The sequence below is a fragment of the Stutzerimonas stutzeri genome (assembly GCF_002909485.1).
GTDB classification, from domain to species: Bacteria; Pseudomonadota; Gammaproteobacteria; order Pseudomonadales; family Pseudomonadaceae; genus Stutzerimonas; species Stutzerimonas stutzeri_AH.
Genome location: NZ_PPXG01000003.1, coordinates 300,455 through 322,012 on the forward strand (window position 1 = coordinate 300,455; position 21,558 = coordinate 322,012).

Genomic DNA, 21,558 nt, shown 5'->3' on the forward strand with positions numbered 1-21,558 from the left:
TGAAAGAATCGCTGCGTCAGAAACGACGAACCCCGCCATCAGCGGGGTTCGTGGTCACTCTCTATATCTCGCCGCCCACGGGTAGGTCAGCTGTCGTCGCCGTCGTCCTCGTCACTGCCATCGACGCGCATGCCCAGTTCCTTGATCTTGCGCGTCAGCGTATTGCGACCCCAGCCGAGCAGTAGCGCGGCATCGCGACGGCGGCCGGCGGTGTGCTTGAGTGCGGTCTCGATCATGATGCGCTCGAAGGCTGGCACTGCCTCGTCGAGCAGGTTGCTCTGGCCGCGCGCCAATGCCTGATCGGACCAGTTGCGCAGCGCCTGCTCCCAGTTATGCGCCGGTTGCGCCTCGGCCTGCTGGCTGAGCAATTCCGGCGGCAGATCGTCGACATGCACTTCGCGGCCGGAGGCCATCACCGTGATCCAGCGGCAGGTGTTTTCCAGCTGGCGGACGTTGCCCGGCCACGGCAGGTTCTGCAGGTACTCCTTGGTAGCGGGCTTGAGCACCTTGGTTTCCACCGACAGCTCCTGCGCGGCGCTGGCGAGGAAATGTTCGGCCAGCGCCGGTATGTCTTCGCGCCGGTCGGACAGGCGGGGGATGTGAATGCGGATGACGTTCAGGCGGTGAAACAGGTCTTCACGGAACTTGCCGGCCTGCACCAGGGTTTCCAGGTCCTGATGCGTCGCGGCGATGATGCGCACGTCGACTCGCACCGGCGTATGCCCACCCACCCGATAAAACTCGCCATCGGCCAATACGCGCAGAAGTCGCGTCTGGGTATCCGCTGGCATATCGCCGATCTCGTCGAGAAACAGGGTGCCGCCGTCGGCCTGCTCGAAGCGACCGCGGCGCAGGTTGGCCGCGCCGGTGAAGGCGCCTTTCTCATGGCCGAACAGCTCCGACTCCATCAGATCCTTTGGGATCGCCGCCATGTTCAATGCAATGAAGGGTGAAGCCGAGCGCGGGCTGTGGCGGTGCAGGGCATGGGCCACCAGCTCCTTGCCGGTACCCGACTCGCCGTTGATCAACACGGTGATGTTGGAGTGGCTGAGACGGCCGATGGCGCGGAACACCTCCTGCATCGCCGGCGCTTCACCGATGATTTCCGGGGTGTGGTGATGGTTGGCTGGCTCCTGCTGGCTCTGCTGTTCCTGGGCGTGCTGGTTGGCGCGCTTGACCAGCGATACGGCATCGTCAACGTCGAATGGTTTGGGCAGGTACTCGAAGGCGCCGCCCTGATAGGACGCTACGGCGCTGTCCAGATCCGAATGCGCGGTCATGATGATGACGGGCAGGCGTGGATACTGCTCGCGAATCTGCGAGAGCATGTCCAGGCCGCTGATGCCAGGCATGCGAATATCGGAAATGATCACATCAGGTTGCTGGCGCGAGAGCCGGGCGAGTACGCCGTCGGCACTGTCGAAGCTCTGCGTGGCCATGCCTTCCTGTTGCAGGGCCTTTTCCAGGACCCAGCGGATGGAGCGGTCGTCGTCGACGATCCAGACGTTTTCGCTTCGGCTCATGCTTGTGTGGCTCCTTGTTCCAGCGGTAGGAAGATCGAGAACACGGTGTGGCCGGGGTGGCTCTCGCACTCGATCAGACCCTGGTGCTGACTGATGATGTTCTGGGTGATGGCAAGGCCCAGCCCGGTTCCGTCCGGGCGACCACTGACCATCGGGTAGAAGAGCGTGTTCTGCAGCTCGGCGGGAATGCCTGGGCCGTTGTCGATGATCTCGATGCGTGCCACCAGGCGATGACGGATATGGCCGATGGTGAACTGGCGCAGCGTGCGGGTGCGCAGGGTGAGGCGGCCGAGGCCAAGCTCGTTCTGCCCGGCGAGCGCCTGCATCGCATTGCGCATGATATTGAGCACCGCCTGGATCATCTGTTCACGGTCCATCAGGACCTCAGGGATGCTTGGGTCGTAATCGCGCACCAAAATGATGCTTCCCTGGTACTCCGCCTCGATCAGGCTGGCCACATGCTCCAGCACTTCGTGAATATTGGTCATCGACAGCGACGGCAGCTTGTTCGAACCGAGCATCCGGTCGACCAGATTGCGCAGGCGATCGGCCTCTTCGATGATGACTTCGGTGTAGTCCTTCAGATGCTCTTCGGGCAGCTCGCGGGCCAGAAGCTGTGCGGCACCGCGAATGCCACCCAGCGGATTCTTGATCTCGTGGGCCAGCCCGCGCACCAGCATCTTGGTTGTTTCCTGCTTGGACAGCTGCGCCTCTTCCTTGGTGATGCGCAGCAGTCGGTCGCGGGGCAGCACCTCTAGCAGCAGCATGGTTTCCTGGCGGGTCAGTACCGGCGTCACGGCGTAGTCCACGGTCAGTGTCTGGCCGGTGGCGGAAGTCAAAGTTGCTTCGCGCTTGGTGAACGGATGGGCCTCTTCCACAGCCTGGCGCAGGGCGGCCAGAGCTTCCGGCGACTCAGTGAACAGTTCGCTGATGAACTGGCCATGGCTGCGCTGGCCGCTGACAGCCAGCAGCATCTCGGCAGCCGGATTCATGTATTCCAGGCGCAAGCGCGAATTGAGTAGCAGCGTCGCGGTAGTCAGATTCTCGATCAGCAGGCGTTGCAGGGCTTCGTTGATCATGGCTGGTCTGCGTCCGGAAGGTCAGGCAGGAAATGCAAGAACCAAACCAAACGCGCCATTGCGGCGCGGATCGGCGTGATGCTGCAGCCCTACGGGCTGTCCGGTGACCCAATTTGGTGACGGGCGATCCGTACACCTGATGGATGCACCAAACAGGTGCGCCCAGTGATCATAGAAAGGGCACGAAGGGAATGTTGCGTTTTTCTTTCGGCTTGTCCTTGAGCGGGCATTCCGGGCGCACGCCGTAATCGGCTTTCTTGCACGGATTTACCATCCGCCGTTGAGCCAGAGAGGTGCGCAGCAGGTGAAAGGGCTGGTCCTCGGTGCGTTGCAGGACGCGTTCCTCTTCATCCACCACGGCGACCGCCAGCTGATGGGTGCCGCGATCGACATTGCCCAGTTCAAACGAGGCTTGCTCGCCTGGTGCACCGAAGGGCTGTCCGTCCAGCAGTACCTGATAGGCATGGCCAGGTTGCAGTGCGGGTTCCGCCTCCACGGTGACGCTGACGTTGCCGGCATTGTTGCGAATCGTCTCGTCCGCTGCCGGGCTGAGGACGCGCAGGTGATAGCTGACGACTGCAATCTTGGGTGCGACCGGTTTCGCGGCGCGCATGGCTGGTGCTGGCGGTGCGGGCATGCTGTTGGAAGGTTTCAGGTTCACCTCTTCGACCGTCCGGCCGGCAGGGCGGTCGGTGAACGCCCGATTGCCGTCGGCGTCGGTATAGCTGTAGACGGCAGCGGACACGGGCAAGGCTACCGCCAGCAGGAGGGCAGCCAACGCCTGTCGGAGCATGCTCAAGGCGCCGGCTTGGGCTTGGGCTTGGGTGGCGGCGGGCGCAGCGCAGGGCTGGAGGTATTGACCCGCTGCACGGTGAAGGGCACTGCCTCGCTGCGCTGGATCACTCGTTCACCGCTGAGCACCTCGACCTGCAGGCGATGGTCGCCGCGCTCGATGTTGTTCAGTTGTAGCGAAGTTGCCGGGCTTGCTACGGCCTGGGGAATGCCATCGAGCAGGAAGCGCAGGGTATGTCCCGGTTGCAGGGAGGGTTCCAGTAGGGCGCTTACTACAAAGGTGCCGTTGTTGGCGCGCAGCGCCTCGGCTTCCGGAATGCCGCTCAGGATCAGGGTCTGGTAGGGCGCTTGCTGCGACTGTTGATGATCCGGCATCGGAGGCGGCTCGGGTGTACGAATATTTACGGTATTGGCCGGCGGAAGCTCCACAGTATCGGCCTGTACGCCTTCCGGCGGTTGGTTGGTAAATACCGTGTTGCCACTGGCGTCGGTGTATTTGTAGATCTCGGCGAAGGCCGGGATGCTGAGAATGAACAGCAAGCTGAACAGTGCGCTACGCATGGGACGCTCCGCGGGGTTTGTCTTCGGAAGCCTTGCACTGCTCAAAGCTCCAGGCAAGCTCGATCGGCGGAAATTGCGAGCCGCGACAAGCTGCACGGCGAGCAGTCGTGCCGCCGAAACGAAAAAGGCCACCCGAGGGTGGCCTTCCTGTCACGCAGTCTGGATCAGACGCTGTAGTACAGGTCGTATTCCAGCGGGTGCACGAAGGTGCGCACCTTGATTTCTTCTTCCGCTTTCAACTCGATGTAGGCATCGATGAAATCGTCGGAGAACACGCCGCCCTTGGTCAGGAACGCGCGGCCCTTGTCCAGTTCTTCCAGAGCTTCCTTCAGGCTGCCGCAAACCTGCGGGATCAGCTTGCCTTCTTCCGGCGGCAGATCGTAGAGGTTCTTGTCAGCGGCATCGCCGGGGTGAATCTTGTTCTGGATGCCGTCCAGACCAGCCATCAGCAGTGCAGCGAAGCACAGGTAAGGGTTGGCAGCCGGATCCGGGAAACGCGCTTCGATACGGCGGGCTTTCGGGCTGGAAACGTAGGGAATACGGATCGAGGCGGAGCGGTTGCGAGCCGAGTAGGCCAGCATGACCGGTGCTTCGAAGCCCGGGACCAGACGCTTGTAGGAGTTGGTCGACGGGTTGGTGAAACCGTTCAGCGCCTTGCCGTGCTTGATGATGCCGCCGATGAAGTACAGAGCGGTCTCGGACAGGCCGGCATAACCTTCGCCAGCGAAGGTGTTCTTGCCATCCTTGGAGATGGACATGTGTACGTGCATACCCGAGCCGTTGTCGCCATACAGCGGCTTCGGCATGAAGGTGGCGGTCTTGCCGTAGGCATCAGCCACGTTATGTACGCAGTACTTCAGGGTCTGAACTTCGTCAGCCTTGTTGACCAGCGTGTTGAACTTGACACCGATTTCGTTCTGACCGGCAGTTGCCACTTCGTGGTGATGCACTTCTACGACCAGGCCCATCTCTTCCATGGCGTTGCACATGGCAGTACGGATTTCATGGTCGTGGTCGCACGGCGGAACCGGGAAGTAGCCACCTTTAACGGCTGGGCGATGGCCCTTGTTGCCGCCTTCGATGTCGGCGTCGGTGTTCCAGGAGCCCTGCTCGGAGAAGATCTTGAACATGGAGCCGGAGATGTCGGACTTGAACTTCACTTCGTCGAAGATGAAGAACTCCGGCTCCGGGCCTACGAATACGGTGTCACCGATGCCGGTGCCTTTCAGGAATTCTTCGGCGCGCTTGGCGATGGAGCGCGGGTCGCGGTCGTAGCCCTGCATGGTGCTCGGCTCGACGATGTCGCAGACCAGAATCAGAGTCGGCTCTTCGGTAAACGGATCGAGAACGGCGGTTTCGTCGACCGGCATCAGGATCATGTCGGAGGCTTCGATGCCTTTCCAGCCATGGATGGACGAGCCGTCGAACATCTTGCCGTGCTCGAAGAAATCTTCGTCCTGAGCGTCACGGGCCGGAACGGTCACGTGGTGCTGCTTGCCTTTGGTGTCGGTGAAGCGCAGATCAATCCACTTCACATCGTAATCTTTGATCAGTTGAAGCGACTTCGACATGGTGCTCTCCAAGTGGTGGAAGCGTTGACAGGTTGCTTCCGAAATCTAGGGGTGAAGCCGAGCGGGGATACTCCGTCACGGCGACCTGCCTCACAAGGGAGCAAATTGCATGCCAGTGCTCCGTCTTGGGACTGCAGGCCGGTAATTGCGGTACTGCGACACTTATAAAGGAGGGAGCATAGTTGTCTGGAGCAATGGCTGCGCGGTAATGGTGCGAAACACTGTCTGTGCGCATCCTTTTGGTGCGTTTCCGTGCATTTGAAGAAACCGATTAAATGTTGAGCAGTTTCCGCTATACTCCGCGCCCCTCTTTTCCTGCCACGTCGGCGCCCGCGCTGTTTCCATGAAGCTGATCGTCAAGGTTTTTCCCGAAATCACCATCAAGAGCCCGCCGGTGCGCAAGGGCTTCATTCGCCAATTGGCGAAGAACATCCGCACCGTGTTGCGCGAGCTCGATCCCGGCCTGCGGGTCGAGGGCGTGTGGGACAACATCGAGGTGGAAACGGCGCTCGGCGAGCCGAAGCTGCTGCGCGAGATGATCGAGCGGCTGCGCTGCACGCCCGGTATCGCCCATTGCCTGGAAGTGCACGAGTACCCGCTGGGCGATCTCGACGATATCGTTGCCAAGTGCAAGGCGCACTACGCCGAACGCCTGCCGGGCAAGATCTTCGCCGTGCGCTGCAAGCGTGCCGGCAAGCACCCGTTCAGCTCCATGGACGTCGAGCGTCATGTCGGCAGCCAGCTGCGTCAGCAGTGCGGTGCCGCCGGCATCTCGCTGAAGGCGCCGGAAGTCGAAGTGCGCATGGAGATCCGCGACCAGCGCCTCTTCGTCGTGCACGAGCAGCATGACGGTATCGGCGGCTATCCGCTGGGGGCGCTGGAGCAGACGTTGGTATTGATGTCCGGTGGTTTTGATTCCACCGTCGCCGCCTACCAGATGATGCGCCGTGGACTGATGACCCATTTCTGCTTCTTCAATCTGGGCGGTCGGGCCCACGAGCTGGGCGTGATGGAAGTCGCCCATTATCTGTGGAAAAAATACGGTAGCTCGCATCGGGTGCTGTTCATCAGCGTGCCATTCGAGGAAGTCGTCGGCGAGATCCTACAGAAGGTCGACAACAGCCAGATGGGCGTCGTCCTCAAGCGCATGATGCTGCGCGTCTCGACGCAGATCGCCGAGCGCCTGCATATCGATGCCCTGGTGACCGGCGAGGCCATCTCCCAGGTATCCAGCCAGACCCTGCCTAACCTCTCGGTAATCGATTCGGCCACCGACATGCTGGTGCTGCGTCCGCTGATCGCCAGCCACAAGCAGGATATCATCGACACCGCTTTCGAGATCGGCACCGCCGAGTTCGCCAAGAACATGCCTGAATACTGCGGCGTGATCTCGGTGAATCCGACTACCAAGGCCAAGCGTTACCGCATCGAGCACGAAGAAAAACAGTTCGATATGGCTATCCTGGAGCGTGCGTTGGCCAATGCCCGTCAGGTTGCCATCGACCGCGTGATCGACGAGCTGGGCCAGGATTTGCAAGTAGAGGAAGTTGCCGAGCCGAGTGTTGGCCAGGTCATCCTCGACATTCGTCACCCCGACAGCGCCGAGGACGAACCGCTCGAGCTGTCCGGTATCGAAGTACAGACGCTACCCTTCTATGCGCTTAACAACCGATTCAAGGACCTGGATGAAAATCGCCAGTACCTGCTTTATTGCGATAAAGGTGTCATGAGCCGCCTGCATGCTCACCATCTGCTGAGCGAGGGGCATGTCAATGTACGCGTCTATCGTCCGGCCTGACTCATCGGTGAAACAGCCGGGGCTGCTGGGCGGCAGCATCCGCCACCGCCCTCCCGACCGGCACTGATCGCAAGGCCAGGCCGTTACAACCTCGGACAGGCTGATGTCGTCCGGACTACTTCCAGCTTCCAGCCCCAGCTTGAAGCTATCTACAGAGAAAAGAATCAGTGATCGAGAATCTACGCAACATCGCCATCATCGCCCACGTCGACCATGGCAAGACCACCCTCGTCGACAAACTCCTGCGCCTGTCCGGCACCCTGGACCGCAAGGAGCTGGAAAACGAGCGCGTGATGGACTCCAACGACCAGGAAAAGGAACGCGGCATCACCATCCTGGCCAAGAACACTGCGCTGAAGTGGAAGGACTACAGCATCAACATCGTCGACACCCCCGGCCACGCCGACTTCGGCGGTGAAGTCGAGCGCGTGATGTCGATGGTTGACTCCGTGCTGCTGGTGGTCGACGCTCAGGACGGCCCCATGCCGCAGACCCGCTTCGTGACCCAGAAGGCCTTCAAGGCCGGCCTGCGTCCGATCGTCGTGGTCAACAAGATCGACCGTCCGGGCGCGCGTCCTGACTGGGTCATCGACCAGATATTCGACCTGTTCGACAACCTCGGCGCCACCGACGAGCAGCTGGACTTCCCGATCGTCTACGCCAGTGCCCTGAACGGCATCGCCGGCATGGACCACGAGAAGATGGACGACAACATGGATGCCCTGTTCCAGGCCATCGTCGACCACGTCCCGGCACCAGTCGTCGATGCCAACGGCCCGTTCCAGATGCAAATCTCGCAGCTGGACTACAACAGCTTTCTCGGCGTGATCGGTATCGGTCGTATCGCCCGCGGCACCATCAAGGCGAACACGCCGGTCAGCGCCATTGGCGCCGACGGCAAGAAGCGCAACGGTCGTATCCTCAAGATCATGGGCCACTCCGGCCTGCAGCGCGTCGAAGTGCAGGAAGCCGAAGCCGGCGACATCGTCTGCGTATCCGGTATGGACGAGCTGTACATCTCCGACACCCTGTGCGACCAGAACAATGTCGAAGCGCTGCCGCCGCTGACCGTCGACCAGCCGACCGTGAGCATGACCTTCCAGGTCAATGACTCGCCGTTCGCCGGCCGTGAAGGCAAGTTCGTCACCAGCCGCAACATCAAGGATCGTCTGGAGAAGGAGCTGCTGCACAACGTTGCCCTGCGCGTCGAGCCAGGTGACAGCCCTGAGAAGTTCAAGGTTTCCGGTCGTGGCGAGCTGCACCTTTCGGTACTGATCGAAACCATGCGCCGTGAAGGCTTCGAGCTGGCCGTAGGCCGTCCGGAAGTGGTGATCATCGAGAACGAGGCCGGCGACAAGCAGGAGCCGTACGAGAACGTCACCATCGACATCGAAGAGCAGCACCAGGGTCCGGTGATGGAGCAGATGGGCCTGCGTAAGGGCGATCTGAGCAACATGGTTCCGGATGGCAAGGGTCGTGTGCGTCTGGAATACACCATCCCGGCGCGTGGCCTGATCGGCTTCCGTAACAACTTCCTGACCATGACCTCGGGTAGCGGCATCCTGACCTCGACCTTCAGTCACTACGGCCCGATCAAGGCCGGTGAAGTGACCAACCGCCAGAACGGCGTGCTGGTTTCGATGGCCACCGGTACCGCGCTGACCTACTCGCTAGAAACCCTGCAGGCGCGCGGCAAGCTGTTCCTTGGCCCAGGCGACGAGATCTACGAAGGCCAGCTGTGCGGCATCAACAGCCGTGACAACGACTTGGTGCTCAACCCCACCAAGGGCAAGAAGCTCGACAACATGCGCGCTTCCGGCAAGGACGAAGTCATCGCCCTGGTTCCGCCGATCCGGTTCACCCTCGAGCAGGCGTTGGAATTCATCGCCGACGACGAACTGGTCGAAGTGACGCCGAAGTCGATCCGTCTGCGTAAGAAGTACCTCAACGAGAACGACCGCAAGCGCTTCGAGCGTAGCAAGGTCTAAACACTGTTGCAGTAAGACAAAGGCGCCTTCGGGCGCCTTTGTTGTTTTAGGCGTGATTGCAATCCAGGCGGTGCCTGGCCTTAAATCCCATGGGGCATGGCTTTGATCAAAGGTGCGAATGGCAGGCTGGCATCAACACATCGGTCGGGCCTTGGGCAGCGCTTCTCTAGTAGGTAGCAGCGCCAATTACAGAGTAATGCCGGTACCGTCAGGCCAAGACCGATCCAAGGGCCAGCCAACGGCAGCAAGCGCAACGGCCAGCCCACCGATAGCCGCACCCAGGCCCATCCCAAGGTGCCTCGCCGAGGTGTTCAGGGAGGCTCCGGTACTGCTGCTGGCTGGGGCGCTATGGAGCTGGAAGCTTTGCACGACCGGAGAAACCATACAGCTGATGGTCTCCAGGGCATCACGCACGGGATGAAGATGGCGCTGTGCAAGCTCAGCGGAATGTCGCAGCGCCAGGCAGAAGGTGAGAAAAATCACCATGGCTAGGCGAGACCGACGTGATCGGCCAGCCAGTCGCCCAGATAGCCGCCCAGAGCCGCCAGGCTGATCAGCAACCGCAGGCCGCTCACCGTGGAAACGTCGGTCATTCCAAGCATCGTCGCTAGATACGGCGTGAAATAGAGGATGAGATGTCCACCGAGCAGCAAGATAGAGACGGCCTGCGCCAGCTAGAGCGGTCGATGGCTCAGTTGTCTCAGAAAACCGCCCGACCAGCAGGGGTGCTAGAACGGCTGTCGGGTATGGGGCTTGCGGTGCACCCTCCGCTCTCGCCGCTGCGCGGCGAAAGACGGAACTGGCTACCCAGAGGCCGTGCCGCGTCGCTTCAGAGTAGTGCCCAGTGCTGCGCTGCCTGCCATCCCAGCGAGGCGATGGACAACACGGTGGCGCCGACGAGCACCAGGCGCTGATGCGACAGGCTCAGCGCTTGCTTGGCCACCAGAGCGCTCAGATGGTCGGCCAACTGCTCCTGTGAATTCGTCAGGTTTTCACGCTGGCTTTCGAGTGACCGGACCAGGGATTCTTCCATTGCCGCTGAGCGATGCTTGACGTCGGCTTCGTGGGCTTCGATTCGTTCCTGCATGCTGTGGCTATGAGCCAGCTGCCACTGGTCCTGCCTTTCAGCCTGGGCGGCATGCTGTTCGCTCAACGTAGCGATGCGGCTGTCCTGTGATGCAGCTCGTTCGCTCTGTTGCACCTCGAACGCTTGTGCATCCTGCAGAAGCTGCTTGTGAAACGTCTGATTTTCCTCTGCCAGTTGGGTGAGCTCGGTGCGGTTCTGCTGCGCCTGTACGTCCATCGCATCGGCCAGGCGCCTTTCGTTTTCCACCTGGCGCCGCTCCACCTCATCGAGCCCCGCCGCCAAGCGATTCAGACAGTGCTTTTCAACTTCCTCCATCTGTTGTTCCAGGTTGTTGCGCAATGCCTGGCCGGCGCTGTCGATCCGTTGTTCGGCTTCGGTCACTAGACGTACGCAGCCCACCAGTTTCTGTGCCTGCTCCTGAGTCAGGCCCTTGGCTTCCAGAAGTCCCTGATTCGCGGCATTGATCGCGTCCTGTTGTTCGCCCAGCTGAATCTGTTGCGCAAGGATTCTCTCATTCTGCGCCTGGAGTTCTTCAGCCTGCTTCTTCAGCAGATTCTGCTGTTGCAACAGAAGGTTCTGCTGGTCGCTCAGTACTTTGGAGATGGCGGTGTTGACCACCAGTAACTGGGACGATTTCTGCGTCAGTTGACCGATCGAGGCATTGAGGTCCAACTGTGCTTCCTGGATCTTGTCGCTGCGGCCGTAGAACCAGTTGCCGACGAAGTTTCCCTCTTTTTTCTCCTCCCTGAGCTTGGCCAGGCGCTTGGCTTCGGACTGGACCTTCTGCTGGTCGTCGTTGAGGCCGTGCAGCAATTCCTTAATGTTGCTCTGCTGGATGATTCGCTCGGGCACGCTCAGGTTGGAAAATGCCTGCACGATCTGCAGTTCCTGGGAGTTTTCCGCGCCAGACTTGGTGACGGCGGGCGCTGTTGTTTCGAGGGGCATTGGCTGTCCTGTCGAGGCTGCGTGGGTTGGGGCGGTCGAATACGCGGTGCATCACGCCCTTCGCGCGATGAGTCCGCGTGGGTTGGTTCAGAGGGTTTTCAGGAATTCGTCGATTTCTGCCTGGCTCTCGTCGATGTAATTGATCATGCGTCGGCTTTTCTCGACCTGTTCTCGGGTGCTGGCCACGGCGCTGTCGAGGCTGGCCAGTGCTGCGGCTGATGCAAGGCCTGCATTGCCCAGGGTTGCGCCCGTCTGGCGGTACAGCTCAATCGATTGGGTATAGCGCTCGACATTGCCCAGCGACGCTTCGGATAGCGTCACCAGTTCGGCGGCGAAGACCTCTCGCCTCGCTGCATCAGCTATCAGTTCGTCGAGCAGGCGCTCCCCCCGGGCATGGCGATCGAAGAGGCAGTCGATCTGGTACGCCAGAAACGACGACAGCAGGCCGCTGGCGATGCCTACCAGCACGGGCGTGAGCAAGTCGGCGAAGGGCTTGAGGAAGGGAATGGTGGCAATGAAGGTGGCGACCGTTTCCGACAGCAGGATGCCCACCGAGCTGATCACCACGGTGCCGAGAAGCTTGAGGCCTTCCTGCAGGGCCTGGGCCTGGGTCATGTGTGCGGGTGGAAAGAGCATCATCCTGGCCGCACGGAACAGGCCAAGCAGGCCTTCGCGGATCATGCTGACGAAGCGCTTGGCAGTGGACAGGAAGTTGTTCAGCAGGAAGGTCAGCAGGTTGCTGACGAAACCGCTGACACCACCCTGGATCATCTGCGAGAGCGCCGCCGGCACCTTCCGTGCCACCTGTTCGGCCACATGCATCAGGCGCTGGCCGATCTTCCTCAAAAGCGACTCACCCAATTCGACGCCATGCCGGATGAGCGCTTTCACCTCGTTGAACAGAGCGTTGACCAACTCGGTCAGCAACATGCCAAGCGCTTGGCGAGCCCCCATCAAAGCGGCCTGTTTGCCGCCCGTAGCAAGCAGCTCCGTGGCCTGCTTCTTGAGCAGTGCCCGGTTCGCCGTGCTATCGATGTGCTTGCGGGCAGTATCGTGTTTCTCCTGGATCAGCTCCTCATCCGCGCCGAATTTCTGCGCGTTGGTTTCGCCGTTCTCACGTTCCTTGGCAGCCCACTCGCGCAGGTCCTCGTCGCCTTTCGACCCGTTGAGGGGCTGGTTGGTAAGGGCCAGGTTCTCATCGCTGTTGACCACTTCACGAATGCGGCTGACGTCTACGGTCTCGCCGTCCTCGGACACCTGCCCAAGTGCGAGATGCATTTTGGGGTCGCTGTGCGTTTCCGAAATGGAGACGACGTGATCCAGTTCGGCACGCGCTTCTTCTCCGTTCTTCAGCTCCACTGTGCCGTCGGCGCGCACGGTTTGTCCGGTGTACTCGTCCCGGCCTTGGGCTATCCGCTCGTCGCGCTTGTCTTTCCAGGTTTTCCCGCCTGCCGTATCGGCGTTTTCCTGCGTCTTGATCTCGTACTCGGCGCGTACCTGCTTGTCGTACTTCTTGCGCGAGTGTTCGTGGAGTTTCTTGTCGGAGTCGGTAGCGACGTAGTCGTCGTCTTCGCGCGCGAAGTTATGAAGCGTGGTGACGTTCCCGCCGTTGCGGTCGACGTCCTTGAACATGGCGGTGGACAGGCCGAACGTGCCGATGACTTGGGAAAGTACCTGCTGCTGGCAGTCGTCGAACAGCTTCTGCAGGCGCTGCTCGCGCGTCATCGTGGTGAGCGTAGTTTCCATGGGAGTTATCTCAGGCGGTCTTGCGCATGATGAAATTACCGAACCAGTCGGCGAAGGAGGGTGCGAGTAGCGTGCGCAGGGGCATGTCGTGAAGTACTTCGATCACCTGCCCGTAATGGCCCTGATCGGCCGGAGCGAGGTCCAGGCACAGATAATCGCCGCCGCCGTCGGAGGCGAAGGGCAGCCATTCCTTGTCCCACCAGGACGCTCTGATGCCGATATCGGATTCGGGGGTGCGCGCGGCGAAGTCACCACCTTCCAGCAGGGCCGTCCAGGCGGACCAGCTCAGCGTGATCTGCCGGCTCGAGAGGAATTCGTAGTCGTCGAACAGCCAGCCGGCCTGGCCACGCTGGCCATCATGGATTTTCAGGCAGGCGGTGAAGTCAGCGGGCAAGGGTTTGCCCAGCAGTTGTTCCAGAGCCGCTATGGCGGTGTCGCCAGCCGGAGGGTTGAGGTCTGCCTGACGAGCCGGATCATTTGTGGCCAGCCAGTCTTCCAGGTGTTGCCAGAGCTCGTTCATGGTGTTGCCTTGAGGGCCGGCGCCGTCGCTTCGTAGCGACGACGCATCAGTTCCAGTTTGGAGCGGATCTGTGTTTGCCATACCGTCGCTTCGTGAACCTGGATGTTGTCGTTCAGCCCGAATATCCACCAGAGCGTTTCCTGATCCTGCGGGACCCGAGCGCGCAGGCGCTGCCAGTCGCTTTCGGCAAGTGGTTCCAGGCTCTGGTCGGTGCTCAGCGGGGTTTCCTTGAGGAGCCAGGCGATCTGTGGTGACACGTCCGCTACCAGCTCCACATCGCCTACCAGGGTCGAGGCATTGAAGCCGTTTCGGATGTAATGGTCGACATCGAGGGGCTCGCTGCAATCGGCGGCGGCCTCCAGGCATTCACCCTGCTGGATGCGATACATCGCGAACTGGCGAAGGTCGCCATAGCCGTCGACGGTGCCTATCAGGTAGCTGATGGAGTGCCGGGAAACCAGGCTAGCGGGGTGCAGCGGCAGCTCCTTGCGCTCGGCCTTGCTCCGGCTGAGGTAGGAGACCCTGAGCCGTCGGCGCTCCAGCAGGGCGGTCGACACTTCTCGCCAGACAGCGGCATGCACCTGGGCGGGCAGCAGGGCCTTGCCGTTGGGATGGGCACGCACACGGCGCGCCCAGTGTGCGAGATCGTTCTGGCCGAGGTCTTCCAAGTAATTGCGTGCCTTGTTGAACTGCGGACCCAACAGATTGATGACCGACTGCGGCAGCAAGCTCTTCAGATGACTTTCGGCCAGGACGAGCGCGAGTGCCGTCGACGGCTCCATGTCTCTGAGGTCGAGCGGGGTGTCCTTGGTGTGGCTCCAGCGATAACGGCCGCTACTTTCATCACTGATCAGCGAGAAGGGGATGGAGAGTCGATTCAGGTCCCGCTGGACGGTGCGCAGATCCACCGAGAATCCACGCTCATGCAGTTTTTCCAGCAGCGTGGGAGAGGAAACATATCTTGAGTATTCGGGAATCAGGCGCAACAAGGTGAACAGCCTGAGTAGCGTATCCTTCGCTTCGGACATGGGTTACTACCTTACATATTTCCTGTAACTGCCAGATACGTGACGCCACGAACATGGCAAGCTTATCCTGCTTGATGGCTACTCGCCATGTTCTATTTTCAGCCGGTGGTTTCCGCATTCGACAGGCGGGGGTATTGGCAAGTGACAGCTGGCAGGTAGGCGTCATCTCTGACGACGGGAGCCGGAAACAAGCATGGCGCAGCCGCACAACAGTTCATGTCGCGTTAGCGGGTTCCGTTGTTTGTTGGGCGGGGCGAGGGTTGCGTAAAGCGTCGGTGGCCTGTGGCGAATACTGCGATCATGCAAGGCCAACAACGTACAAAGGCGCCTGTGGGCGCCTTTGTTCTCGAATCCTTTGCGTTCCGGCTTCAGTTGCGACCCCTCTCGCCCAGCAAATCGGCCTGGACGCTCTCGATCCAGTAGCCGTCAGGGTCGCTGATTAAGGCGACGTTTCTCATGCCCTTGTCCAGGCGTTTGATGAAATTAACTCGCTTCGTGACCCAGAAGGCTTGCAAGGCCGGCCTGCGTTCGATCGTCGTGTGAACAAAATCGACCGTCCGGGCGCGCGACCTGACTGGGTCATCGACCAGATCTTCGACCTGTTCGACAACCTCCGCGTCACCGACGAGCCTCGACGCCCCGATCCTCTACGCCAGTGCACTGAACGGAATCGCCGGCATGGGCCACAACAACAGGGACGCTCATCGCCGACGACGAACTGGTCGAAGTGACGCCGAAGTCGATCCGTCTGCGTAAGAAGTACCTCAACGAGAACGACCGCAAGCGCTTCGAGCGCAGCAAGGTCTAAATCCCGTTGCGGAAAACATAAAGGCGCCTTCGGGCGCCTTTTTGCTTTCTGCGGATTCTCTCGCTGTCGTTGCTCGAGCGATCTGGCATCGCTGCCATACACCACGGGCTTTGCCTGAGCTGCCCGCGCGGCAGCGAGAGCTTCCGTGTGGTCGTCGCAAGCATCCAGGTCGTTGCTGAGCCAGCTGAGAACTGCTCCTGCTGAGCTTGGTTGGTGATCGGAGGGTGATCTAGGCGAGCCTCCAGGACATTCGCTCAAGCGAGTCTTTCTGCGACGGAAAAGTTATACAAAACCTCTATAGCGTACGCCGTTGAGGCTGCAGCAGCAGATGTTGATGCGCTGTTGAGCCCTTTCTGCTTGGTGTGAGCAAGAGTGGTGTTAATAAAAACTTGTACAAATAATGCCAATATGACACTGTGCTGTACAAGTTTTGGCCCGGCTTGGATCAGCGTCGGCCAATTAACGGCTGACCGCATTGGCTGCCTCGCAGCCTGGCTAGGAGAGATGCTTCATGAACAAGCAGATGTCGGTATCCGCACGCCTGGGTTTGGGGTTCTTCGTGATTCTGGCGCTGATGGTGGCTGTAGCCGTGGTCAGTGCGCTGAAGGTTGGCGTGATTGACCGGAGCATGAGTCAGATCAGTGCCCAGGCCGGGTTGAAGCAACGGTATGCGATCAACTTCAGAGGCAGCGTGCATGATCGCGCGATTGCCGTTCGCGACGCCGTCAGCGCTGCTGATCCGACTTTTGCCCGGGCGCAAGTCGCCGAAATCGAGCGACTGGCGCAGCTGTACGCCGACTCGGCGGTGCTGATGAAGGCGATGCTCGCGCAACCCTCCGCCGATGCTGTCGAAAAGCAGCTGATGATGCAGATCGAAGGGATCGAAGCGAAAACCAACGAGCTGACGCGGCAGGTGGTCGAACGGCGCTTCAACGAGGGCTCGGATCGGGCCTATGGATTCCTGCTGGAGAGCGTCGCAGGGGCGTATTCCGAGTGGCTGCGCCTGATCAATGCATTCATCGACCATCAGGAGCTGAGCATCACTGAAGACGTCACCATCGTGCGTGACACCGCTAGCGGCTTTCTCACGCTGATCGTCGCGGTGACGGGGGTGGCGGTGCTGCTCGGTGCGCTGATCGCTGTGCTGATCATCCGCAAGCTTCGCTCGACGCTGGGTGCCGAGCCTGACGAGGTGGCTCGGGTGATTGGCAATCTGGCCGATGGTGACCTGAAACAGGTGATCGTCACGCCTTATCCGGACAGCGTCATGGGCGCCACGGCGAAGATGGCCAGCCGCTTGACCGCGATCATCGATGAGGTGCGGGCCGCCGCCGATGGGGTTGGCGTGGCATCGGGCGAGCTCCGCGTCTCATCGGCGAACAGCAATCAGCAGATCCAGCGTCAATCGGCAGAAGCCGAACAGGTCGCCACGGCAATCAATCAGATGGCGGCGACCGTAAGCGAGGTCGCCAGCTTCGCCGCCCGGGCTGCCATCGCGGCGAAGAGCGCCGACGAGCAGGTCGAGACCGGAACTCGCATCGTGGGTGAAACAGCCGCGTCCATTCAGAACCTGGCCAAGGTTCTGGAGAGCGCTACCGAGACGGTCAATCAGGTATCGGCGGAAAGCGGCGACATCGAGAAGATCCTGCAGGTGATCACCGCCATCGCCGAGCAGACCAACCTGCTGGCCCTAAACGCAGCTATCGAGGCGGCTCGGGCTGGAGAGCATGGCCGCGGCTTTGCGGTAGTGGCCGACGAGGTGCGCTCCCTGGCTAATCGTACGCAGCAGTCCTCCAGCGAAATCAGCGTGATGATCGCCTCTTTGCAAGCCGGTGCGGGCAAAGCAGTGGAGGTCATGCAGTCGAGCAAGCAGTTGGCTCAGCAGACCGTGGCGCAGACGCTGCAGGCTGAAGATGCGCTGGCCAACATTCGCCAGGAAGTGGGCTCGATCAACGAAATGAACGCACAGATCGCGACGGCCTCCGAGGAGCAAAGCGCAGTGGCCGAGGAGGTCAACCAGAGCGTGACGCGGATTCACGACTCGACAGTCGCCAGCTCGGCTGCGTCGAATCAGGTCGCCTCTTCCAGCCAGGACCTGACTGCGCTGGCCCAGGAGCTGAATCGGAAGGTTGGCTACTTTCGCGGCTGATGTCTCCGGCGTCTGAACGAAAAAGCCCCGACCGCAAAGGCCGGGGCTTTTGTCGTTCCTGATGGTCCGATCAGGTGAAGAACAGCGGTACCACGACGCTGGAGATCAGCAGGATCAGTGCGCCGCCCAGGCGCGAGGAGATCTGCGCGAAGGGCATCAGTGACATGCGGCGGGCTGCTGACAGCACCGCGACGTCGCCGGTGCCGCCCATGTTGGCCATGCACAGCCCCGCGGTGATCGCCGACTCGATGGGGTAGAAGCCCACCAGCTTGCCCACCAGGCCCGCGCCAAAGGCTGCGCCAGCAACCACGGCGAAGACGATCAGAACATAGGTCAGCGAGATGGCGTCGATTACCTGGCCGAGGTCGGTGAAGGCGACGCCGATGCCGAACAGCAGGGCGAAGGTCCAGTTGCGCGCAACGAAGCGGAACCACTGCGCGGAGGCATCATTAATCGATTCGGGCACCAGGTTGCATACCTTGAGCAGCGCCACCAGCACGATCATCAGCGCATAAGGATGCAGCGGCACGAACTTGCCGAGGATCTGCCCGGCGACGAAGAAACTCAGTGCTGCAACCAGGCCGATACCCAAAGCTGGCAGAGTGATCGGGCTCTCCTTCTCAGTGACATCTACGCCCGGCATCATCTGGCCGTTGCCGGTCAGGGACGGATAGCGATTGCCCAGGCCGTTGAGTAGCCCGGCGATGATGATCGCAAAGACGTTACCGAGTGCCAGCGCCGGAACCAGGATCGAAATGTAGTAGCTTGCCGGCTGGCCGAGCAGCTGCTCGTAGATCTGGCTCATCGGTACCGCGCCAGCCCCCATGCCGCCACCCATGATCGGCATGGCGATGACCACGACTGCGTCCTGAGGCGAGAAGCCGAGCAGGGCGCCGACGGCCATCGCGAACAGAGCGGCGAACAGCACCGAGCAGAGCAGTGGCAACGCGTAGCGCGAACCGACTTTGACCAGCACCTTGGCGTCCATACCCAGGATGCTGCCGGTGATCAATGCTGCGATGTAGAAGTCGAGAAAGCCGCCGCCCTTCATGAAGCTGGCGACGTCATTGGCGACTGCGGCGGGCAGCCAGCCGAAATAGACCATGGATGCTGCACCGAACAGCGCCATGATGGCGCCGCCGCCGAGATAGGTCTTGATGATCGGCAACCGGTCGCCGGCGAAGCCGAGCAACTCGCCGAGCAGCATCATGACCAGCAGCGCACCGATCATGCCGGTGGGCAGCGTATCGGTGGCAATGGCCGCGGCCATGACGAGCAAGGCGATGGCAAACAGCGGCAGCGGCAGATTGAAGATGCGTTGGGAGAGCAGGGATGAGGTCTGGCTACCGTCAGGCACGGCAGCGCTCAGCGTGGTCCGATTCATTGTTGTACTCCTTCGAACGTGGCAGCCAGGTGGCGCACGCACGGGTGATTGGTTGCGAAAGCGCGGTCGGACAACCGTGCGCGGCTACCTTAAGCAGAGATGCTTCGCGGCCAATGTTTGGCGAAGTTAAAAAACCATTACGAAACTAAAAAAAGCGAAGCCGGACTTGACCCAAGATGGCCGGGCTGGCTCGATCCCGCCCTTTACCGCGGCGTTTCCAGCGCCATGACGATTGGAGAATGACTTTGCGCTTGCGCCTGAACACGTTGATCTCGCTACTGGTCGCCGTCATGGTGGTACTGGCGTTGGCGCTCGCCCTCTGGCTGTTCAACGTGCAGCTGCAGGACACCCTGGAAGAAGGGCAGGCCTCGCGGGTGACCAACCTGGCGCAGAGTGTTGCGGCTCGTGCCGATGTGCAGCGTGCACTGCTCTCCGCGAGCCCCGATTTGTCCGTTGATAACCCGCTGCAGCGCGAGATCGATGGACTGCGTCAGCGGCTGGGCGTCGACTTCGTGGTGGTGATGGATCACCGCGCGCTGCGCCTGACGCACCCGGAGCCGACCCGCATCGGGCAGGCCTTTCGCGGCGATGATGAAGGTCGCGCACTGGCCGGTGAGACCTACGCCTCGCGCGCCGATGGCAGTCTGGGCAGCAGCATTCGTGGATTTGCCCCGGTCCTGGGCGACGAAGGCGCAGTGATTGGCGCCGTCTCGGTTGGCGTCACCCTGGCCTCGCTTGGCGAGCTGTTGAAAGACCATCAGCGCGGGGTCGTGCTCGGCGTGCTGGCGCTGATGCTGGTCACCGCCCTGGGTGCGCATCTGTTGGCGCGCTATATCAAGCGCGTGCTGCTGGGGTTGGAGCCCTATGAGATCACCTGGCTGGTGGAAGAGCGCCAGGCGATGTTGGCCTCGGTGCGTGAGGGTGTATTGGCGGTCGACGAGCAGGCGCGCATCACGCTGGTCAATCCCGCTGCAGAGCGCCTGCTGGCCAGTACCGGGCTGGGCAAGCCGCCACTGGGTCGGCCGATTTCCGAGTACCTGCCCACCAGCGGCTTGCCCGAGGTGCTGGCCAGCGCGACCGAGCAGCTGGATCGCGAGTTCAGCCTCAACGGTCTGGCCATCCTCGCCAACCGTGCGCCGATCCGCCATCAGGGTCGGGTGATCGGCGCTATCGCGACCTTCCGCGACAAGAGCGAGGTCAATGCGCTGGCCGAACAGTTGACCGGCGTTAGCCGCTACGCCGAAGCGCTGCGGGCGGCGACCCACGAATTCAAGAACAAGCTGCACGTGCTCTTCGGTCTGGCGCAGATGGGCGATCTGGATGCCTTGCGCGCCTACCTGCGGGACCTGGCCGATCATCAACTGGCGCCGGCGACCGCCCTGGTGGAAGGTATCGGTGAACCGGTGCTGGCGGGCTTCCTGCTGGGCAAGCAGAGCGAAGCCCGCGAGCGCGGCATCCTGTTCCACGTGGATGTCGAACATCCGGTGCCTGCTGTAGCGCCTGAGCAGATCCATGGCCTGGTGACCATCCTCGGTAACCTGCTGGAGAATGCCTTTGAAGCCGCCGCGGAAAGGGATGAGCGTCGGGTCAACCTGACGCTGGACTACGATGAAGCACTGCTCTCACTGCATGTACAGGACAGCGGAGCCGGCATCGAGGCTGCTGTGCGCGAGCATCTATTCGAGCGGGGTGTATCGACCAAGGGTGAGCGACGCGGCATCGGGTTGGCTGCGGTGCAGGAGCAGGTCGAGGCCTGGGGTGGCACCTTGGCGGTTTATTCCGAAGCTGGCCGGGGTAGCCTGTTCGAAGTCGAATTGCCCTATCGGACCGCCTTGGGGGGCGTGGAACCATGAAAGCAGCCATGCGCGTACTGATCGTCGAGGACGATCCGATGGTCATGCGTCTGAACGTCGATTATCTGGCCCGTCTCGATGGCGTCCTGCTGGTCGGCCAGTGCGAAAGCGTTCCGGCTGCACTGGACGTGCTGGAGCGCGAGGCGGTGGATCTGCTGCTGCTCGATGTCTACCTGCGCAACCGCTCCGGCCTGGAGGTGCTGCGCTACCTGCGCGCAGAGGATCGCAACACCGATGCCGTGCTGATCACCGCCGCGTCGGAGATCGAAACCGTCCGTGCTGCTCAGCGTCTGGGTGCGCGCGATTATCTGGTCAAGCCATTCAGCTTCGAGCGCTTTCGCGATGCGGTCGATGCCTGCCGCCGAGCGCGTGAGGCCTTATCCCGCCTGCCGGACCAGCTTGGCCAGGGTGATATCGATCGGCTGTTCAGTCAGCCGCCTGCGATGGATGTGCGCCGCCCTGGCGACCTGCCCAAGGGGCTGACCCCGGCATCATTGGCGCAGGTCGCGCAGGCCATCCTGGCGCTGGACGAAGATGGTTTCACCAGCGAAACCCTGCTATCCGCGACCGGCATGTCGCGCGTGTCGGTACGTAAATACCTCAAGCACCTGAGCGACGCGCAATTGCTGGAAGAGTCCTTCCACTACGGCCAGATTGGCCGCCCCTCGTTTCGCTATCGCTGCCTGGATCGCGCCGCCCTTGTCCGGCTGGCGCAAGGCTGAAGCC

At 61.3% G+C, this 21,558-nt stretch carries 16 protein-coding genes and 1 pseudogene; 7 read left to right on the forward strand and 10 right to left on the reverse strand.

Annotated features, from left to right (window positions below; genetic code table 11):
* Window positions 1-86: 86 nt before the first annotated feature.
* The 5 genes from ntrC to glnA all read right to left on the reverse strand — a co-directional run bounded on the left by ntrC (window position 87) and on the right by glnA (window position 5,526).
* A complete protein-coding gene (gene ntrC, locus CXK91_RS08810) occupies window positions 87-1,523 on the reverse strand; it encodes a nitrogen regulation protein NR(I) (protein WP_103455782.1) in 1,437 nt (478 codons plus the stop codon).
* Window positions 1,520-2,602 carry a nitrogen regulation protein NR(II) gene (glnL, locus tag CXK91_RS08815; RefSeq protein ID WP_103455783.1) on the reverse strand — a complete coding sequence of 361 codons (1,083 nt, stop codon included), beginning with the start codon at window positions 2,600-2,602 and terminating at the stop codon, window positions 1,520-1,522. The genes ntrC and glnL overlap by 4 nt, the downstream gene beginning before the upstream one ends.
* A gap of 169 nt (window positions 2,603-2,771) precedes the next feature.
* Window positions 2,772-3,401 carry a DUF4124 domain-containing protein gene (locus CXK91_RS08820; RefSeq protein WP_103455784.1) on the reverse strand — a complete coding sequence of 210 codons (630 nt, stop codon included), beginning with the start codon at window positions 3,399-3,401 and terminating at the stop codon, window positions 2,772-2,774.
* Entirely contained in the window at window positions 3,398-3,955 is a 558-nt protein-coding gene (locus CXK91_RS08825) for a DUF4124 domain-containing protein (RefSeq protein WP_103455785.1), read from the reverse strand. The genes CXK91_RS08820 and CXK91_RS08825 overlap by 4 nt, the downstream gene beginning before the upstream one ends.
* Window positions 3,956-4,119: 164 nt before the next feature.
* Window positions 4,120-5,526, reverse strand: a complete 1,407-nt coding sequence (gene glnA / locus CXK91_RS08830) for a glutamate--ammonia ligase (protein ID WP_103455786.1) — start codon at window positions 5,524-5,526, stop codon at window positions 4,120-4,122.
* A gap of 343 nt (window positions 5,527-5,869) precedes the next feature.
* On the opposite strand from glnA, the gene thiI reads away from it, so the two are divergent.
* Window positions 5,870-7,324: a tRNA uracil 4-sulfurtransferase ThiI gene (thiI, locus tag CXK91_RS08835; protein WP_103455787.1), complete on the forward strand. Its 1,455-nt coding sequence runs from the start codon at window positions 5,870-5,872 to the stop codon at window positions 7,322-7,324.
* Between the two features lie 167 nt (window positions 7,325-7,491).
* Window positions 7,492-9,312, forward strand: coding sequence for a translational GTPase TypA (gene typA / locus CXK91_RS08840; RefSeq protein ID WP_103455788.1), 1,821 nt, complete (start codon window positions 7,492-7,494; stop codon window positions 9,310-9,312).
* Window positions 9,313-10,141: 829 nt separating this feature from the next.
* On the opposite strand, the gene CXK91_RS08850 is transcribed toward typA, so the two are convergent.
* From CXK91_RS08850 to CXK91_RS08865, 4 genes are all read right to left on the reverse strand, one after another.
* Window positions 10,142-11,344 (reverse strand): hypothetical protein, encoded by a 1,203-nt coding sequence (locus CXK91_RS08850; RefSeq protein ID WP_103455790.1) that lies wholly within the window; start codon window positions 11,342-11,344, stop codon window positions 10,142-10,144.
* Between the two features lie 87 nt (window positions 11,345-11,431).
* Window positions 11,432-13,090 carry a hypothetical protein gene (locus tag CXK91_RS08855; RefSeq protein WP_103455791.1) on the reverse strand — a complete coding sequence of 553 codons (1,659 nt, stop codon included), beginning with the start codon at window positions 13,088-13,090 and terminating at the stop codon, window positions 11,432-11,434.
* A 10-nt stretch (window positions 13,091-13,100) separates the two neighbouring features.
* Window positions 13,101-13,610, reverse strand: coding sequence for an SMI1/KNR4 family protein (locus CXK91_RS08860; protein ID WP_103455792.1), 510 nt, complete (start codon window positions 13,608-13,610; stop codon window positions 13,101-13,103).
* Window positions 13,607-14,638 (reverse strand): helix-turn-helix transcriptional regulator, encoded by a 1,032-nt coding sequence (locus CXK91_RS08865; protein WP_103455793.1) that lies wholly within the window; start codon window positions 14,636-14,638, stop codon window positions 13,607-13,609. Before CXK91_RS08865 ends, CXK91_RS08860 begins: the two co-directional genes overlap by 4 nt.
* Window positions 14,639-15,115: 477 nt before the next feature.
* On the opposite strand from CXK91_RS08865, the pseudogene CXK91_RS08875 reads away from it, so the two are divergent.
* The 3 genes and pseudogenes from CXK91_RS08875 to CXK91_RS08880 form a co-directional block, all read left to right on the forward strand.
* Window positions 15,116-15,337, forward strand: a pseudogene (locus tag CXK91_RS08875) (GTP-binding protein); the annotation flags it as partial.
* Between the two features lie 4 nt (window positions 15,338-15,341).
* Window positions 15,342-15,446, forward strand: coding sequence for a hypothetical protein (locus CXK91_RS23050; RefSeq protein WP_332823398.1), 105 nt, complete (start codon window positions 15,342-15,344; stop codon window positions 15,444-15,446).
* Window positions 15,447-15,957: 511 nt separating this feature from the next.
* Window positions 15,958-17,595, forward strand: a complete 1,638-nt coding sequence (locus CXK91_RS08880; protein WP_103455794.1) for a methyl-accepting chemotaxis protein — start codon at window positions 15,958-15,960, stop codon at window positions 17,593-17,595.
* A gap of 70 nt (window positions 17,596-17,665) precedes the next feature.
* On the opposite strand, the gene CXK91_RS08885 is transcribed toward CXK91_RS08880, so the two are convergent.
* Window positions 17,666-18,979, reverse strand: coding sequence for a 2-hydroxycarboxylate transporter family protein (locus tag CXK91_RS08885; protein ID WP_103455795.1), 1,314 nt, complete (start codon window positions 18,977-18,979; stop codon window positions 17,666-17,668).
* A gap of 245 nt (window positions 18,980-19,224) precedes the next feature.
* Here CXK91_RS08885 and dcuS point away from each other — a divergent pair, with 245 nt between their 5' ends.
* Both dcuS and CXK91_RS08895 read left to right on the forward strand, forming a co-directional pair.
* Window positions 19,225-20,832 carry a DcuS/MalK family sensor histidine kinase gene (gene dcuS, locus CXK91_RS08890; protein ID WP_103456060.1) on the forward strand — a complete coding sequence of 536 codons (1,608 nt, stop codon included), beginning with the start codon at window positions 19,225-19,227 and terminating at the stop codon, window positions 20,830-20,832.
* Complete coding sequence (locus CXK91_RS08895) at window positions 20,829-21,554, forward strand: response regulator (protein ID WP_103455796.1); 726 nt, start codon at window positions 20,829-20,831, stop codon at window positions 21,552-21,554. The genes dcuS and CXK91_RS08895 overlap by 4 nt, the downstream gene beginning before the upstream one ends.
* Window positions 21,555-21,558: the final 4 nt, after the last annotated feature.